Genomic DNA, 18,849 nt, shown 5'->3' on the forward strand with positions numbered 1-18,849 from the left:
TTATCCTTTCACCGCGCCTGCTACCAGACTATCCTGAATCTGATTGCTCAGCATAAAGTAAATGACAATGGTTGGCAACGTTGCAATCACCATACCAGCACCAATGAGTCCCCAATCCGTGGAATACTGTCCGGCAAAGGACATGATACCTACCGGCAGGGTCCGGTAACGGTCGCTGTCTACAAAGGTGTTGGCCAGCATCAGTTCATTCCAGGTTCCTAAAAAGGTAAAAACAGATGCCGTTGCAAGAGCAGGCTTTATAATGGGAAGGATTATGGTTGCAAAGCAGCGGATAATCCCACAGCCATCAATGCAGGCCGCCTCCTCAATCTCCATTGGAATGCTTTTATAAAATCCGGTCAGAATCATAATGCTCATGGGAAGAGCACCAGAGATATAAGGAATCAAAAGCCCAAGATAACCTCCCTTTAGTCCCGTCTTATCCAGAAGCTGAAACAGGGGAAGCAGTGCGGCCTGGGCCGGAATCATGATTCCCAGGGCAAACACACCGAATACCAGGGCTTTTAACTTCCATTTCATTCTGGCAATGGCATAGGCGGCCATGGCTGACAACAGACCGGCAATGATGACGGTGACCATGGAATAGAACACGGAATTTAAGAAATACTGGATCAGTTTGGTCTGAGTCAAGGCGGACTGGTAATTTTCCCACCTCCAGTACCTTGGAAGTCCGATGATATTTTCTCCAAAAATCTCTCCGTTTGTCTTTAAAGAGAAAGTAATCAGCCAGTACAAAGGGAAAATCTGAGAGACCGCAATCAGGCTCAGCACCAAAAATTTAATTTTTTTTCTGATTTTCATAGTATCATCCCCCTCTTATATGGCTGAAGCATTTTCTTCTGCTTTTTTAAACAGCCGGCTCACAATAAAGGTGAAAATAAGGCACTCCACTACGATGAAAAATGCCTGGGCACTTCCATAGCCATACAGCCCTTTTCGGAATAAATTGTTGTACATAAGGGTTGCCGGCACTTCACTTGCATGGTTTGGACCGCCTCCTGTCATAACATAGATTAAATCAAAGGCACGTAAGGAACCGGTAATGGAAAAGATGACACAGGTCTTTACCACCGGAGCCAGAAGGGGAAGGGTGATTTTTGTATTCACCTGCCATTTGCTGGCGCCGTCGATCTGGGCCGCCTCATAATAGTCCGGAGAGATGGATTTGATTCCTGCGTAGAAAATAAGCATATGGTAGCCGATGTATTGCCACACTGCCGGGACCACGGTGGAAAGAAAGGCAGTCTCCGGGTTTGAGAGCCAGGAATAATTAAATTTAGAATATCCCATGGCACGAATGAGTCCATTTAAAAGTCCGTAATCGCTGTTGAACATCTTCATCCAAAGCTGACCGATGACCATACTGGATATTACCACCGGGAGAAAATAGACCGTTCGGAAAAATTGTTCGCCCTTCACTCCTCTTGCCAAAACCATTGCAAGAATCAGGGAAATGGGAAGCTGTATCAGCAGGGACGCTCCTACTAAGATAAGGGAGTTGGTCACTGCTTTGATGAAATGACGGTCCTCTAAAAACATCCTGATATAATTTCCAAGTCCAATGAAATTCATCTTGCCGATCCCATCGTATTGAAAGAAGCTGTAGATCCCGGAAATAATCAGGGGAATGATACTGAAACTGACAAATAAAATAAGGGCAGGCAGCACAAAGCAGGCTACATTTCTTTTTTTCCCTAACATGTTGTTCATAAAAGACCTCCTTTTTGGCAAAAAAAGGGCATCGCCTCAGTCTGTAAGCGATACCCCCTTTGCTCTTACTTACTTGTTAATAGCCGCCTCATGTTCTTTTATGAATTCACCCGTATCCGCATTGGGTGCAAACAAGGTCTGGACCTGTTCATTGTGAATGGTGGCTGGCTCTGCATCTAAGGAAGTATCCCAGGCAAGAACGGCTGTGGTTCCCTGAGAAAGAAGATCCTTGATCTGTATGAACAGCGGATTTAACCCCTTCTCATCGATCTCTGTTTTCCAGCCGCTGAAACCGCTTCCTGTTTCATAGGCTGCTTCCCCCATCTTTTCATTGATGTAGATTGCAAACTTGGCTGCCTGGTCGGGATTCTTTGTGTTTTTATTGACCCAGAAGGATTCTACGAATCCACCGCAGTAATCTCCTTCATTTCCTTTGCCTGGAATCATGGGAATCTTCATGGCAACTACATCCTCCGGTTTAATGGTAACCGTCTTATCGGAATAAATGCTGTTTGCAAACCAGCTTCCCATAAGTCTCATGGCTGCTTTCCCGTTTCCAAAGGCTGCATTGGCATCGTCATTGCTCTGCTCTAAGGGATTGGCACCAAAAGCGCCCATCTTGTATAATTCTTGTACCTTATCTGCAGCGTCCTTATATCCTTCCCCTTCAAAGGGAGCTTTTCCAGACAGCATCTTGTTGATATCTTCCGCACCCACTGACCGTAAGGCCAATGCCTGATAGATAAAAGCTGCGTTCCATCCGTCCTTTGCACCGGAAGCCATGGGCGTTACCCCATCAAGCTTTGAAAGCTTCTCTACCGCAGTAACCAGCTGGTCATACGTCTTAGGAAGTTCTGCTCCTGCCTGCTCAAACAGGTCCTTATTGCAGTACAAGGTCATATACCAGGAAAACATGGGAAGGGAATAGGTTTTATCATTGTATTCAAAGGCTGCCGTAGATCCCTCCAGCAATTTACCCTTTACCTCATCGGTGATATAAGGATCCAGAGGAAGTAATTTATCTGCATTTACCATCTTTCTGGCGGTTCCTGCCCCCCAGTAGTAAAACAAATCGATTCCTTTGGCATCTCCTGCAAACTCTGCGGAGATTTTCGTCTTATAAGCTTCTGTATCCAGCGTCTGCGTATTGATTTCCACATCTGGATTGTCTTTTATGTAAGCGGCTACTGCTTCATCATATTTCTTCTTTAACTCGTTGGTATCATTGGACCACTGGTGCCAGACATTTAACACCACCTTATCTTTTCCAGATCCTGATGATCCCGCTGCTGCTGGCGGCGTACTGCTCTTGCCTGCACAGCCTGCCAATCCCACTGCCAGGGCGGCAGTCAGTATAACGGCTGAAACCCTTTTTCCCATTCCTTTTTTCATTACAAATTCCTCCTCCTGGATTTTGTGTAACCATATGATACTATCAGTATACGGAAAACTGCTTTCTGACTCAATTTAATATTTTGACTCAATAGGTAAGAAATTTTACTACCTTTGTTTAAATTCCTTCACCGTGACGCCCACATGCTTTTTAAAGCAAATGCTAAAGTAATGGGAATCCCGAAAGCCAACTTTTTCCGCAATTTCATACACTTTCAAATCCGTGGAATTGAGAAGGAGAATGCTTTCCTCGATCCGCTTTTTCATCACATATTCAATCAGACTTAAGCCAACCTCTTTTTTAAAGACCCTGCTTAAATAGCTCTCATTGGAATAGACGTTAGCTGCTGCGGTCTTTAAGGACAGGTTGGGATCACAGAAATTCTCATTGATATAAGAAAGGGCTTCTCTCACCACCTTATTTCCCTGCTTCGTCTTTTTTCCATTGTGATAATCTAAAATGAGATTCATCCAGTCTTTTAGGAACCTGCGGCAATCATCCAGAGACTGAATTCCCCGTATTCCTTCATAAAGAGCCTCTTCTCCAATGAGCTGCTCCAGACTGTCCCCATATTTATGTAGGGTGCTTCCTGCCTTGGAAGTTAAGTCCATGGTCATAAGCCTTAGATATTCCACCTCTGTCACTTTGGAATTTCTGATTCCACTAATATAATCTTCTATGAAGGTCCATACCCGTTCCGATATTCCATTGGTCAGAGAAAAGAGAAAATCGTCCCAGTCAAACATCAGTTTCCCTGGATTTTTCTCCTTCACGCGCAGATAATCTTCATAGGTAATGACCTGGTTACCTCCTAAGAGAACCGATGCACTCAGGGCATGTTCCGCCTCAGTAAAGGCCGTTCCGATTCCCTTAAAGCCATGTTTTATTCCGCTGATCCCGATGGTTGCACTTAACCTGTTATCAGAAAGTATGTGGTGAAATTCCTGGGCAATCTCCTTTCCTTTCATTACACTGCTTCCCACGCAGAATATTATCATGTGTTTCATATAATGAAGAAAGGATATGGTCTGGGGAATCTCATGTTCTCTAAAAAGTTCCATTGCTTTTTTATGAGGCTCCGTGTCAGAGTTCTCATCTTTTATATGGATACTAAGGCAGCAGCAGGAATCAAGGAGGGCTTCACAGCTATAAGCATAGAGTTTTTTCTCTGCTTCCTCTTTGGTGATGCGCTGCTCTACCAGCCGCTGAAAGAAGCTTTCCATTAATATATCCTGGTCTGCGGATACATTCTGTTTTAGCATCTCCACTTCCTGCTCGTGGGCCTTTTCCTTCCCAATTTTCATTTTAATCCGGGCTGCAATGTCTGACAGCTCATTCATATCCACCGGCTTTAAAAGAAAATCTTCTACCCCCAGCTTAACAGCCTGCCTTGCGTATTCAAATTCCCGGTATCCTGTTATAATGATGACATGCACCTTCTCATAAAGAGAATAGATATGTTCCGCCAGCTTAAGCCCGTCCATATGAGGCATGTTGATATCTGTTATAATCAGCTCCGGCCTTCTGTGTTTAATAAATTCCAGGGCTTCCATACCAGAAGAAGCTTCCCCTATAATCTGAAAGCCATGCTCTTCCCAGGGAAACCCCTTGCTGATTAATACACGTTCCAGTTTTTCATCGTCAACGATCAGTACCTTAATCAACCCAATAATCCCCCCTTGTATCCAAACGTTTGACCCTCACTGCCACTTCTGTTCCATTGCCCATTTCACTGTGTATGAGAACCGGCTGTTTAATTCCGTGATAGAGAGTGATCCGCTGCATCAGATTATAGAGTCCAAAACCGGATTTCCCCGTTGCAGACCTTCCTTCCATGATTTCCGCAATCTTCTCTTCCGACATTCCAATTCCATCATCGGATACGATGAAAATAATCTCATCCTCATCAGAAAATACCCGAATGGATATGGTGCCTTTCCCATCCTTTGGCTTGATTCCATGGTGCACAGCATTCTCCACCAGGGGCTGAAGTAAAAGCTTTAATATCTCACATTCCTTTACCTCTTCCTCCACATCAATCTCTGTCCTTATTTCATTGTCATAACGGATATTTAATATGGTCAGATAACTCTCAATGCAGCTGATTTCATCCTTTACCTTTATGAAATCAAGGCCACTGTTTAGGCTGTTTCGGTAAAACCTTCCAAGCGCCTGGGTCATCTTAAAGCAGTTATCGTAATCCTTCATCAGTGCCAGAGCGGATACTGCATCCAGGGTGTTGTATAAGAAATGAGGATTGATCTGGGCCTGAAGCAGGTTCAGTTCTGTCTTTGCAATGATCTGCTCCTCCTCCTTCACCTTATGAATCAGGTTCTTTATGGAGGTGGTCATGTGATTGAATCCTTTTTTTAAGTTGTTGATCTCATTTTTTTGCTGGCTTACCTCCATCTCAACAAACTGCCCCTGTTCCACCAGCATCATATGAGATTCCACTTTCTTTAGGGGGTGGAAAATAAAACGGGTCAGCATGACAGAGCAGAAAAAGACGAAAATCACATTGATACAGATGATTAAAATAACGACAGTGGAATAGTATGGGGCAAGAACCGTGATATCATCAAACTGAAACAGTCCCGCCAGCTTCCAGTCTTCAATGCCAATATCCTGGGTAATCACAAGCCGGTTATCTTCCCGTCCTAAGTCTTTTTTCGGCGCCACAATATACTCGCCCTTACCGTCAATGATATAAAAATCATTTTTCTGGGCATCACTGACCTGATTGAAGTAATTGCGGATGGTTTCCTCATTGACAGTGACCAGTAAAATAGCCAGGGGCTTATAATTATTGACATCCCGAATCTCCCGGACATAGGTGATATATGGAGTATCCCCGTAAAATTCAATGACCCCTTCGCTTCCTTTCATGAAGAAACCGTTTCCCCTGTGGTCTGCAATTTTCTGATACCACTCTGCCTCCAGGAGCTTATCCATTGACACAGTCTTGGGAGCCATTTTATAAGAGCTGTAGGAGTTGTGATAGGAATCAATGATCATGACGCTGGATATGTACTCTCCGGACAGTATCATGTTGACCAAACTCTGCTTGATGGTCTTTTGAATGGAGGGATCAATGGAGGCATTGTCCACGTGCCTTAATACCTCCTGAACATTTTTATCAAAGTAGAGGAGATTAGAAAACTGGGTCACATTTTCAAAAATCAGGGACAGGTTTCCTTTCAGGGCGCTGACAGTCTGGGTTCCCGCATTTGTAATCTCATTTTTCGTATAGGAGCTGTTAATGACCGAGATGACAGAAAATGTGATGACAAATGAAATAAACAGGATGGTCAAATACATGACCAATATCTTAGTCTTAATTCTCATGTTGTTCCATAGCTCTCTCAAACCAGTCATAGCGCTCTCCCCTTGTATTCATCATACCCTTATTCTAATGTTTCTGGCAGAAAATGTCAAAAGAGTCACCGGCTTTTCTGATTGCCTCAATCTGCGCTTCCTTCAACGTTTCTGTGGGGGAATTATCATCTGTGGTATCCTGATTTTCTATAATGAGAACGCTTCCTTCCTCATCTAAGGTGTGGGTATGCCAGACCCCTTTCTTTACATTATAAAGCTGGTTCTTCTCCATCTTTACCCATTGGATTTCTTCCGGGTGCTCCCCATTTCCTCCAGAGAAAAGGACACAGTTTCCTTCCAATAAAACAAACACCTCATCTGTTTCCAAATGCCTTTGCATGGTGACCAACTGATCCAATCTTACATCAAGACAGTAACTCAGAACCGCCACTCTCCAGGTTTCGTAATCTATTAGGGGCAAATAACCCTGGTGTTGTATTTTAGTTCTTTCAATTCCATTCATTCCGTCAGTCCCTCCCCGTTCCGTTTAAGCTTATTTCAATGATATGCAGCTGGTGTTCCGGCAGGCTTATAATATGTTCTCTCTCAATTATGGAATCCTGTCTCCCTGATTGATAAGAAACGCCATTTATGGTGATGCCATGAACCTGATATGTCTCCGGCTCTAACTGATCTGGGTTTTTATATATGATTTTTAAGCTTCTTCCTGCAAATTCCAAGGAAGCAGAGGCCTGGTTATTTTCATCAAACTGCTCCTTTAGAAGCTGGGGACGGAACGTTAAGTTCCCATAATATCCTCTGATTCCAAACATCTGAGTCAGCACCGTAACCAGATACCAGCTTGCTGCTCCGGTGAGGTAGTGGTAGACCCCTCTTCCGCTTGCGTCGATATATTCCGGAATTCCAGGATAAATCCTGCTCTTTTCAAAATCACTGCAATGGTCGAATAAGGCAAAGAGCGCTCCATATCCTTCCTTAGAAGCTTGCCTCCGGTATAGGGCATTGCCAAACATAACAGCCATATGAGAAAATACCGCTCCATTTTCCTTATGTCCATAGGCGAATCCGAACATTCTGCCTAAATCCATCTTTACCTCATGAAAATCTGTATTTAACCGATATCCGCCGACTTCTCTTCGGTACAGGTAAGCATTTGCTGATTTTACAATCTCCCTGACCTGATCATCGGTGGCAGTGCCTGACATAAGGGTAAATACCTGACTGGTAAGCATCATGCGGACTCCGGTCTCATGATCGCCTTCAACCTTATTTCCTGAATTGTCATAATAGCCGTTGTACCAGCCATGACCGTCCTTGGAGGTGACCCATTCCGTTTCTCGAATATGATTATAAATCCATTCAGCTTTCCCCTTTAAGTCTTTTTGCAGCCTGTCTCCTCTTATGGTCATCTTTTCTCCAGAGACCTGGTGAATTGATTTTTTACAATACTCAGCCAGGATTTCTTTTTTCCGGTTGATATCATCATATATCGTTTCATCCTCAGTCAACAGAACCAAGATTTCTTCTGCCAGCTGAAATTCATTGATTCCTTGTGCCCCAAGGGCTGCAAGAAGGGCTGCAAGACCATCTAAATTAGAGGCGTACATGGCGGTAAAGGCTACGCTTTCTCCCCTTTCATTGGCTAAATCCAGGGCATCATTCCAGTCAGCACCTCTGATTCTTATGTGATTGTGCTCTCCCACTTCATAAAATGAGGTAAGATTCTGAATCAGTAAATGTTCCAGAATAGTTCCGGTATAAATGTGATTCTCCTTGTCTTTTAACCGTTCTCCTTCTTCTGGCTTCCATAGGGTATCCTTTTCCTCTCCCCGCACTGCCTGCATGTCTTTAAAATAGGAATTGCTCTCCAATAAAATTCCCAAATCTCCGGTTTGATGTATGTATAATTCCGTGGTCAAAAACGGCCATATTCCATGATCCATCCAGACTCTGGTAATGTTGTTCCTGTCTGCAATGAATTCTCCCTGACCGCTTCCTATGATTGTGGCATTGGTTCCATCAAACCGCACTCCCCCGAAGTGATCCAGTAACATCTGGCGGACTCCCCCTGGATTCATCATAAGAAGGGCCAGACAATCCTGCCATAAGTCTCTCCAGCCGCGTCCGCCTTTTCCATAGTCATGATGGGGCAAAAAGGAACAGCCGTAGATTCTTCTAAGCATGGGCTGAAAGCTCACCCACTTCATAAAGCGGTCAAACTCGGAATCTCCCGTCTGAAGACTTACATTTACCTTTTCCTTCCAGTACTCTTTTGTCTCATTCCAGCACCTGTCAAAGGCTGCTTCTGATAAGAAGCCGCAGCAGTTTTCCATTAAATCTTTTTCTGACTTCCCATACCCCATGGCGATCACATAGGTAATGGTTTCCTGAGGGGCTACTCTGCATTCTGAAAAGCAAAGCCCTCCTAAGGCTTCATATCCACCAGTCTCATAATTAGCTCCCTTTACATCAAGACAGCTTTCAAACAAAGCCCTGGGAGTTTCTAAATTACCGCCTTCTCCAATAAAGTCCCCAAGAACCGGATAATACCCCATGGGCTTTTGAGTCTCATTTCCACCAAACACACCATAGGAGCGATCATTTCTCTTATGCCCCCTTTCATCGAAGGTCATGGTGGGAGTTACCATAACACCGCAATCGGTCGTTTTAATCCGGTGCAAAAGAGCCGTGACATGGCGGTGATCTCTGATGTTATCGGCAGAGCGGGCATACATAGGAATGGCTGTGATAACCTGTAAGTTCTTATATTCGTTAGAAATGTTTTGTATCTGGATCTTCATTAATTCCACGGTCTCACCAGTGGCAGGAACCACGCTGCTAAGTTCTGCCTTACATCCAATTTCTTCTGAGATTCTGGTGATCTTATGATGCATGAATCCTGCTTCTAAAACCACAGGTTCCTTGTATCTGGAAAACTTCTTCGCCTGCTGCCAGGCAGAGCGTCCGGTCAGAGACCATAACTCTTTTCCATTGATTCTGCACCAGATGTTTCTGGACGATCTGTCATTGTGAAGATTATCTATGCTCACCGGCGGCAGCAAAAAGGAGTTCTGATCCATCTTACTGTCTCCCCCAAGGTCTGGCGATATACTGCTCATGACTCCGGCTTCATTGGCCAGAGGAAAATAAAGACCGCTGACCAGGTCTGGATTTTCCATGATAAAATCTCCCTGTTCCCCTAATAGCTCATACTTCATCCCAGTTCCCTTCCTTTCATCCTCATGGTTTTCTTAAATTATATCCTATGGGGATGGATTACTAAATCAAAATATTTTGGAGAAAAGGTTATTATTTTTACTTTTAACAAAGAAAATGCAGAGCTATTATTACTGCCAAGCTCTGCATCCTTTTATCTAATCTTTAATTGCTGCCTTCCATCCAGGCTCCATTTTCATCCACCTGATAGCCATCCGGCGTTGTCTTGTTCATCAGGCAGTCTCCGTTTACGGTATCCAGGTAATACCACTTTCCGTCTGCCATAACCCAACCCGTTGCCATTCCGCCATAAGTCGGATTTAAATAGTACCATTTTCCATCCGCTGCCTGAAGCCAGCCTACCGCCATATATCCGCTCTGGTTGAAATAATACCATATTCCATCTGCCAGACACCACTCCTGTACTGCAATGGTACCGTCCTTTTTTATGAGACACCATGCATTTTCACTGTTTTTCAGCCAGGTTCCAGTGTCAGCTTCTTTTACTTCTACGGCATTTCTCCTGCGGTTTGCTGCCTCTTTTTTATCTGTCTTTAATTCATAAACTGAGGTATCCTCATCGGAATCGGAGTCCTCCTCCTTCGGATCTGTATTGACATCATCATCATCGTCAGGAATTGTATTGACCGTGTCAAAATATATTCCCTTTTCCCATTGGAGAACTGTCATCTCAATCGCTCCGGCTCCGCCCTTAGGAATCACAAGCTCCTTTAACCTCTCTGCCGGATACAGCACAGGTGCCTTATATGGAAGCTTACTCTTAAATTTCCCAGCATCAAGCACTAATATGGAAGAATCCGTAGTGCTGTTGGATTTAGGCTTAAGCTCAGTCTTAATTCCGTCCATATAGTAAACGGAATTAATTGCATTGATATAGCCTGAGGGACTTTCGCCATTGCCGCTGTTTAAGGCATTAACAATACCGTCAATATAGCAGTTTTCTAAAAGTAGCTCCCCTTTGCAGGTAGAGCTTGCGCCATTGCTTACAATCTTTGCTGCCGCCTCACTGTTTGCTATGGAATTCTTAACCTGGTATAAATCTGCCGCATCAAGCACGCAGTTATACACATGGGCCGCTCCATATCTCAGCCTTGGCATACGGTCCATAGAATCCTTATAATAATTGTTTGCCAGTGTCAGCCTGATATTTGCCGCATTGACAGCATCATCTGACTGTCCCAAAAGATGGGTCTTCTTCTGACCATACGCATAGTAGTATACCTGTTCCCTGGTCATACGAAGGTCATTGATCAAATGAGTATAATAAGGGTATTTCTGTGGATTAGATGCAATCTCCTCCATCATATCGTCAAAGAAATCTCCTCTGCTGGCCGGTAAAAAGCTGCACCAGGAAATGGTGATGTTGCTGGTTTTTGTAGTACTTGGATTTTTAACGTCAATGACACCGTCATATGCCTTATAAAAGGTACAATGATCCACCCAGATGTTGGTGCTTTCATTTTCAATGGTCATATAATCCCAGTCATTTCGGTCATAGTTACCTTCCGTCTCCTCATCCCACTCCCATAATTCATCAAAGACCAGATTTCTGATAATAATGTTAGAGGAATTGCTGATATCAACATTTGCATGAAGCAGTGCGGAACCATTTCTTGAAAAAATCGTCAGATTACTCATATTTTTAAGCATTAATACGGAAACACCAGTCTCCTTTAATACGGGATGAGTCAGTGCCTGGGCACTGTATGGCTTAATCAGGCTGCTGTACTCCGCGTAATTTTCTATCTCCTTGCTTCCCAGCTTAATATCCTCTGTAATTTCGATTACCGATTTTTTGCCGCTGTCACTAGCGTACTTTAACGCCTTTAGGAAGGACTCCCCATCTGAAACGGTATAATAATTCTCTGAGGTTTCCTTTAGTAGACCTCCGCCGGTTACGTTTCCTGCCTGAGCATAGCCTTCTAAATTAAAAGCTCCTAAACCGGTATCATCTCCGTCTTTTATGTTGTAGGTATCCTGGGAGTATCCGAAAATTACATACTTTGGCGCTTCATTTGTAATTACACTGCCCTTATAATCCGCAGAACGGCTGCTTGACTCCTTTTCAGGTTCCCAACCAAGAAGGGAGGACCCAAGCATTGCTTCTGCCTTTGCCGGAGAAATCTGTCTGCGATTTTCATTGATTGCATACGATGGACCATAGCTTCCAAATTCGAAAAATCTTGCCTTCCTATAGGAATTTCCGCTCATATCATCATAGCTTTCTTCCCCGTTTATTACCCCTCCCATATAAGTATTAATAAAGGTTAAATAGCCGTCAGCACCCCACGGCCTTCCTAGGCGGTATTTACTTCCGCTGCATCCCTCCTCCGAGAGGATGCGGCAGTCATAAAAGGTAAGTCCGTATGCCGCGGTCTCTGAGGTCTTTGGTGCACTTAGATAGCCACTGTTTTTTACCCCGTTATAACGGAATATTAAATCGCAGTCTTTAAATAAGGCTCTGGGGTCGTTGCCGTAAATAAAGTCCACATTACCAGTGATCATACATTTATAATAGTACTGCTTGCCTACATTAGCGCACAGAGTATCCTGATAGCCCTTTAAGGAAAGATTTACATAAACAGCGCCTTCTGCATCATTCCTTAGCGCATCTGCAGACTCATTGCTTCCGGTTCCAAGATACTCGTAATCATTTTCAATGGTGAGATTCTCTGCTGAAAATCCCTTTGCTTCGCTTGTCACATAAACGGCACACCTGGTTTTCATATCCCCACCTTCCGGACTTTCCAGTCTGTCATAGAAGTGGATATTAACCTGGTCTCTGTCTTCCCCTATCAGAGAAAGGTACGGTTTGTTGATAACCAGATGCTCTCTGTAAGAGCCCTCCTTTATAAGAATTACTTTTCTTACTTTAGAATCGGAGGGCACGGCACCGACAGCGGCAGTAACTGTTTTATAGACAGGAATCCCATTTACTAAGTCTCCGTCGTTACCGGCATAGGAGCCATCTACCACCATATCGTAATTCGTAAGATATACGTAGTTAAAGGTCTTTCTGGTAACGGCTCCTTCTGCATCTGTAAATAAAAGATTGACATCATTGCGTCCTTCCTTTAATACAAGGTTCAGCTGGAAGCTTCCGCCTGCCTTTATTCCCTTTTCCGTATCCTGTTGGCTTCCGTTTACCATTGCTTTTAATATACAGGCTTCCTCTGCGATACCTTCTATCACTATCTCCTTTTGATAGGAGGTGTCATAGGATTTCTTGGTAATTACCACTGGAATCGCCTCGTCCTCATAAGCATACTGGCCCTTCCTGGGTCCGGTGGCAACTGCCCATACCTCCTGTGAGGCATTGCTGCTGTTGGTATTGGAAAATGCTTTGACGTAATAATAGTAGGGCATTTGCTGTGTTATGGTGCTGTCTGTATATTCAGGAACCTGGGTAGTTCCTATGAGCCTTGCTCCTGCTTTTGTCTCATCATAAGAATAACGGTATATCTCGTATCTGTCTGCTGTTTCCACAGCCTCCCATGACAGCTTAATATTATCTATATCTGCTGTGGCAGTAACTGCCGGGGCCGGAAGCGCAGCTGTTATTGTTACAGGCTTTTCTATGGTTACCCACTGGTTCCGATCCTCGATGGACGAAGCATTGCCCAGCGTTCCGCATATTCTAAAGTACCATGAGCCGCTGCCTGTGATTGGATAATCATAGGTGTTAACTGTCAAATCATCAGCCACATCTTCCCAGCTTACGCCATCTTGGGATACCTGGAGAACATACTTTTCATCTCCTGTACACACCTCTCCCGTCCAGGTAACACGGATAAATTCTCTGGAGGCATCAGCCTCAGCCATGACCTTTAGTGCAACAGGAGCGGTTCCCTCCGGCTCATAGCAGTCATTTTGGTCGTACAGAATGTTGTCATCCTCATCATAGAGCATCATGTTGGTAATCACGGCGGTTCCACTCGCTAAGGCAAAACCATAATAGCACTCTGTATCAGCCTTATCCTCCTTAAACAGGAAATTTTTTCCGTCGTCATATTTAAATGTATAGCTGCTTTCTCCCGCAGACTTTGTCTTATAAGTAACAAGAAGTCCTCCATCTGTTTTCCGAGCTGTGAAAGTAACCTTTTCCCCATCTTGTATTGTCTGGTTGGGTCCCCCTGCTCCTACCAGCTCTGAGGTTGTTTTGGATAGAATTCCTCTAAGCCCTGTCTTTCCCCTGATGCCCACGGTTGTGAGATACTCTTCATCAAAGGCTCCGAAGAAAACACCGCTGGAGGTGCTAGTGGTCCCTGCCTTTAAAACAATATCCGCAGATAATACCTGCCAGTCCTTTGTCTTTGGAAATACATAATAGCTGACCGTATGAAGGCCTGCGCTTGTCATAGCACCGCCTGCCTGAGTCAATACAAGTCTCTGCCCCTCTGGTGAAACGGTCAGATTATCTCCCATTCCAAAGTCAGCGACTGCCGGCATTACGGGCTGTTCCTTATATTGAACCTCTTTGGGTGGATATACAAGTGTAACAGATTTGATATAAGCAGATCCATCTGACGTGATATCAATGTAACCCTTTTCGCCCTCATACTTGTACACAAAGGGGCTCTGATCCCTGGCAGACACTCCTTTCACAGAATACAGTGCGTATTGAGGCCCGTATGCCTCCACCGACATGGTACAGTCTCCTGTTACAGGGATTCGAATGACAGCTCCAGTAACAAACTGGCTGGAATTGGCTGACTTTACATCTCCGTTTGGCATTACCTTTCCGCTTGTGGCATCAATGATAGCTCCCTTAAAATATCCCGTTTCATTCTGAATAGCTTTTTGATAGTAATCATTGCTTCCATCGGCGTAAAAGCTCCAGTCTGTCACCGGCTTTAAGTCCACCCTCTGAGTGATATCCTTATCTTTTATGGTAATGCTCTCTCCATCTGATATTTCATACGCCAGACGATCGGCCTCTCCTCCAAAGGAAAAGATATAGTTTCCTTCTGTAAGCTCAATTTTTTCACTGGTTTTAAAAGAATACACCTGATTCGTCTCTGTATTTGTATAGGTATACTCCATACCATCCAAATCGATTTTCTCCGAAAAGCTTATTGATACCGAATGCTTCTCAGAGCTTGTTACTGAGAAATCGCAGTCCTCACTATCTGTACCGCCAGATACCCGAATCTGGTCTATGCCGGAAATCTTGTAATGGTCATTGTCCAGGTAGATCTGATAATCCTCTTCCTCATCATAGACAGGTGCCATTGCTTCATAGCTGGCTTCTCCATCGCTGAAATTAACGATATCTGTAAATATCTCCTTTGTCCTCTCATTTAGAAGAACCACCTTTACATTTTTCGGGCTATCCCCGTTTTCCACTTCTAAACGACCGGAAATATTAACATCTGTTGCCGGTAAGCTCTTTACCTCCAGGCTCTTCACATATTGAGTGCCTGAAGCTGCAACCGTAACTGCAGCCTGCTCCGCTCCCTTTTCAAGTACACAGCGATAGGTATAAGCACGATAATTGTTATCTATATCTGAATAATCCGCATAGCTCTCTGCTTTACAGGACTTAGCACCCTGCACCACCACAGCCTTCTCTGCCCCCTCCAGAATCCCAGAGCTATCCGAAGAAGCATGGCTTCCGTCCCAGACTTTGTGGGCAATAATTTCAAACTCGAAGACTTCTCCGACCGCCGGAATCTCAAGTGTGGTTCCTTTGTTTATCTGAGTCCGGTCTGCCTGAACATTAAATTTACCCCCAGAAGCATCGATTCCAAAGCTCTGCCCTTCGCTGTTTGTATAGGTTCCCCTGCCGTTTTGAATCGTATCTGTTTCCTGATCAGCTGAATTCTTTAATATTCCATCTCCTTTTATAAGGCTCCATGTTCCTTCAAAGACCTCAGAGGAAGTCTTTAGTGCTTCTGATGGAGTGGCAGCTATATCTTTTACTGCCTTTACTTCCGTGATTATAGTCTCTTTCTCCCCCACTGATTCGGAGGCTTCCGATGGTGTTGCTTCTGACGGTGTACTAATGCCAGCCTCCTTCTTTTGTGGAATCATCTCCACCATGTCCCCTAATGTTGCAAAAGCCTGAAAATTACTGTTGGTACACAGTACTACTGCTGCCAGACCTGCTGCCGCAACTCTTGCAAATGCCTTTCCTTTGACTCCCACTTTTTCTCCCCCTTATTATTTTTTACATTACAAGCATCATTGATATCTTCTCCGACTATGTAAGAGCTTACACTATTATACATTTATATTTATGGAAAAGTAATTGATAAAACGAATAAATCAAATAGCGTTTTTTGTGTAATATTTACAAATATTCAAAAACAATCCAATTATTTTTTATGGTTTTAAAAGAATATCAAAGATGTTTCCGTATTGTTTCATGTATGTTTTTACTATAAAGTTTTATCATTTCACTTTTTCTTTGCACTTATCCATTTATCTCCATCGGCACATGTAAGCGCTTTCCAGTTGTGCATTCAAGGTCTATATCTTATCTGTAGAACATCTTAGTCATTGTTGACTGGTCAGAAAACCAATGCAATGCCATATCACGGTTGACCATGTTTTGCATTAATTTTTCTGAGTCATTTATACCACTTTCCATGTTCGTTCTCTTTTTAAAGATAAAAATTTCACTGTATATCATAAGCACAATAAAGTGGTGGTAAGGTCGCACAAAAAAAGAACCCTGAAAATCAGGATTCTTTTTTATTATAATATATTCTGTTTAAAATGCAGTCAAAGGATGAATAAACAACCCACTCCGTAGCTTCGGCTCAAACCAGGTAGATTTCGGAGGCATTAATAGTCCTGCATCCGCTACCTGGAACAATTCCTCAATAGAAGTAGGGTACATGGAAAATGCCACGGTCATATCTTCTCCGCAACGTTTTTCCAACTCCTTCAGTCCCCGGATTCCTCCAATGAAATCAATCCGCTTATCAATTCTTGGGTCTTTCACACCAAGAACCGGATTTAACAGATGATCCTGAAGAAGAGACACATCAAGACCTTTTACCGGATCCTTTGATATGAAGGAATCCTTGATGGTAAGACGGTACCACTTCTTATTTAAATACATACCAAAGCTTCCCTTGGTATCCGGTGAGTAAGCATCATCTCCTACAGCTTCCACAACAAAAGCTTCCTCCACCTGCTTTAAATACCCCTCCTCAGAAAGCCCGTTTAAATCCTTTACCACACGGTTATAAGGCATAATCATAAGCTGTTCATCAGGAAAAAGAACAGAAAGGAAAAAGTTAAATGGTTCCTCTCCTGTATAGCCTGGATTTTCATCTCTTCTCTTTAATCCTACCTTCACAGCAGAGGCTGCTCTATGGTGTCCGTCTGCGATATAGGTAGATGGAACACCCTGAAATGCCTGTTCAATCTCTGAAACGGTCTCCGCATCAGAAACCTGCCATATCTTATGGCTGACTCCATCCTCTGCGGTAAAATCATAGAGCGGCTTTGTGGCAGTGACACGCTCCACGATTTCATTTATGGCTTTCTTTGAGCGGTAAGCAAGGAAGATAGGGCCAGTCTGGGCATCGGTCCGGTCTACGTGGCAAATCCGGTCCAGTTCCTTTTCTTCCCTTGTATTCTCATGCTTTTTAATGATACCCTGTGCATAATCATCAATGGAGGAGCAGGCCACGATTCCGGTCTGGCTCCTTCCGTTCATGACAAGCTCATAAATATAGTAAGCTTCCCTGTTATCCTTTAATAAAGTTCCGTCAGAAACCCAGGCATTTAAAAGCTCTCTGGCCTTTTCATAAACCCGGCTGTCATACGTATCCACATCATCGGAAAACTGGGTTTCCGGTCTGTCGATATTAAGAAATGACTTCGGATTTGCGGCTGTAATTTCACACGCCTCTTTCCGGTTATATACATCGTAAGGAAGAGCTGCCACCAGATGAGCACTCGCTTCATCCGGCCTTACACATTGAAATGGTTTTACAATGGCCATAATTCCTCCTTATTTGATCACCCGCACCCGTAAAACGCCCTTAATGGCATTTAACTTCTGAATGCTCATGGCATCCGGTGTTTTTTCTAAGTCAATTAGGGTGTATGCATATTTTTCACGGCTCTTATTTGTCATATCCGTAATATTTACATCACCAGCTGCAAGTGTTCCTGTAATCTGTCCGATCATGTTTGGAATGTTCAGATGAAGAACTGCAATACGGCTCTCCGCTCTGCAGATTCCCATGTCACAGGCAGGGAAATTAACAGAATTGCGGATGTTACCGTTATCAATGTAATCCATGATCTCTTCCACTGCCATCTTTGCACAGTTATCCTCAGATTCTTCTGTAGAAGCACCTAAGTGAGGAATCACGATGGCTCCCTCTAAATGGGCGGAGGTTGCATTTGGGAAATCGGTAACGTATTTCTTTACTTTACCAGACTCTAAGGCTGTCTTCATATCCTCTTCATTTACCAGAATGTCTCTGGCAAAGTTTAAGATGACCACACCGTCCTTCATGATATCAAAGGCTGCTTTATTAATCATTCCTTTGGTGGAATCAATGAGGGGAACGTGAACTGTAATGTAATCGCACTCTTTGTAAATGGTATCTAAGGAAGTGATATGTCTGATGTTTCTGGAAAGTCCCCATGCCGCATTAACAGAAAGGAAGGGATCGTATCCATAAACCTCCATACCAAGGGAAGAACAGGCATTGGCAACTTCCGCACCAATGGCACCAAGGCCAACGACACCCAGCTTTTTACCCTTAATCTCACAGCCTGCAAATGCTTTTTTTGCCTTTTCCGCAGATTTTGCAATGTTCTCATCCTCTGCGTTTGCCTTACACCAGTCAATACCTCCTGTAATATCACGGGAAGCCAGGAGTAAGCCGGCGATTACCAGCTCCTTTACTCCGTTTGCATTGGCACCTGGTGTGTTAAATACCACGATCCCCTCAGCTGCACAGGCATCTAGGGGAATGTTGTTTACACCTGCTCCGGCTCTGGCGATGGCTAAAAGACCTTCCGGCAGCTCCATCTCATGCATGGAAGCGCTGCGGACCAATACCCCCTGTGCTTCCTTTATATCCTTAGTTAATGTATATTCCTCTGTCAGTAATGCAGTTCCGCAGGGGGATATCTCATTTAAACAATGAATCATTTTCTTCATTTCCTGTCTCCTTCCC

Annotated in this window: 10 protein-coding genes; all 10 read right to left on the reverse strand. The window is 43.8% G+C overall.

Annotation, left to right across the window (positions count from 1 at the left end; all coding sequences use genetic code 11):
- Entirely contained in the window at positions 1 to 822 is an 822-nt protein-coding gene (locus OW255_RS17720; protein ID WP_268114827.1) for a carbohydrate ABC transporter permease, read from the reverse strand.
- Between the two features lie 15 nt (positions 823 to 837).
- Entirely contained in the window at positions 838 to 1,731 is an 894-nt protein-coding gene (locus OW255_RS17725; protein WP_024834964.1) for a carbohydrate ABC transporter permease, read from the reverse strand.
- A gap of 69 nt (positions 1,732 to 1,800) precedes the next feature.
- Entirely contained in the window at positions 1,801 to 3,123 is a 1,323-nt protein-coding gene (locus OW255_RS17730) for an ABC transporter substrate-binding protein (RefSeq protein ID WP_268114828.1), read from the reverse strand.
- 108 nt (positions 3,124 to 3,231) lie between these two features.
- Positions 3,232 to 4,788 carry a response regulator transcription factor gene (locus OW255_RS17735; RefSeq protein WP_268114829.1) on the reverse strand — a complete coding sequence of 519 codons (1,557 nt, stop codon included), beginning with the start codon at positions 4,786 to 4,788 and terminating at the stop codon, positions 3,232 to 3,234.
- A complete protein-coding gene (locus OW255_RS17740; RefSeq protein ID WP_268114831.1) occupies positions 4,781 to 6,499 on the reverse strand; it encodes a sensor histidine kinase in 1,719 nt (572 codons plus the stop codon). The genes OW255_RS17735 and OW255_RS17740 overlap by 8 nt, the downstream gene beginning before the upstream one ends.
- 34 nt (positions 6,500 to 6,533) lie before the next feature.
- Positions 6,534 to 6,962 (reverse strand): cupin domain-containing protein, encoded by a 429-nt coding sequence (locus OW255_RS17745; RefSeq protein ID WP_268114832.1) that lies wholly within the window; start codon positions 6,960 to 6,962, stop codon positions 6,534 to 6,536.
- A 4-nt stretch (positions 6,963 to 6,966) separates the two neighbouring features.
- Entirely contained in the window at positions 6,967 to 9,678 is a 2,712-nt protein-coding gene (locus OW255_RS17750) for a GH36-type glycosyl hydrolase domain-containing protein (protein WP_268114833.1), read from the reverse strand.
- Between the two features lie 163 nt (positions 9,679 to 9,841).
- On the reverse strand, positions 9,842 to 15,844 hold the full coding sequence (locus OW255_RS17755; RefSeq protein WP_268114834.1) for a pectinesterase family protein: 6,003 nt from the start codon (positions 15,842 to 15,844) through the stop codon (positions 9,842 to 9,844).
- A gap of 568 nt (positions 15,845 to 16,412) precedes the next feature.
- Complete coding sequence (locus OW255_RS17760; RefSeq protein WP_268114835.1) at positions 16,413 to 17,657, reverse strand: DUF1015 domain-containing protein; 1,245 nt, start codon at positions 17,655 to 17,657, stop codon at positions 16,413 to 16,415.
- A gap of 9 nt (positions 17,658 to 17,666) precedes the next feature.
- A complete protein-coding gene (locus OW255_RS17765) occupies positions 17,667 to 18,833 on the reverse strand; it encodes a phosphoglycerate dehydrogenase (protein WP_268114836.1) in 1,167 nt (388 codons plus the stop codon).
- Positions 18,834 to 18,849 lie beyond the last annotated feature (16 nt).

It is taken from the genome of Lacrimispora xylanolytica (assembly GCF_026723765.1).
Classification (GTDB): Bacteria; Bacillota; Clostridia; order Lachnospirales; family Lachnospiraceae; genus Lacrimispora; species Lacrimispora xylanolytica.

Excerpts from the sequence above, each read along its gene's own strand:
- OW255_RS17720 (WP_268114827.1), bottom strand. The coding sequence starts at position 822 with ATGAAAATCAGAAAAAAAATTAAATTTTTGGTGCTGAGCCTGATTGCG.
- OW255_RS17725 (WP_024834964.1), bottom strand. The coding sequence starts at position 1,731 with ATGAACAACATGTTAGGGAAAAAAAGAAATGTAGCCTGCTTTGTGCTG.
- OW255_RS17730 (WP_268114828.1), bottom strand. The coding sequence starts at position 3,123 with ATGAAAAAAGGAATGGGAAAAAGGGTTTCAGCCGTTATACTGACTGCC.
- OW255_RS17740 (WP_268114831.1), bottom strand. The coding sequence starts at position 6,499 with ATGACTGGTTTGAGAGAGCTATGGAACAACATGAGAATTAAGACTAAG.
- OW255_RS17745 (WP_268114832.1), bottom strand. The coding sequence starts at position 6,962 with ATGAATGGAATTGAAAGAACTAAAATACAACACCAGGGTTATTTGCCC.
- OW255_RS17750 (WP_268114833.1), bottom strand. The coding sequence starts at position 9,678 with ATGAAGTATGAGCTATTAGGGGAACAGGGAGATTTTATCATGGAAAAT.
- OW255_RS17760 (WP_268114835.1), bottom strand. The coding sequence starts at position 17,657 with ATGGCCATTGTAAAACCATTTCAATGTGTAAGGCCGGATGAAGCGAGT.
- OW255_RS17765 (WP_268114836.1), bottom strand. The coding sequence starts at position 18,833 with ATGAAGAAAATGATTCATTGTTTAAATGAGATATCCCCCTGCGGAACT.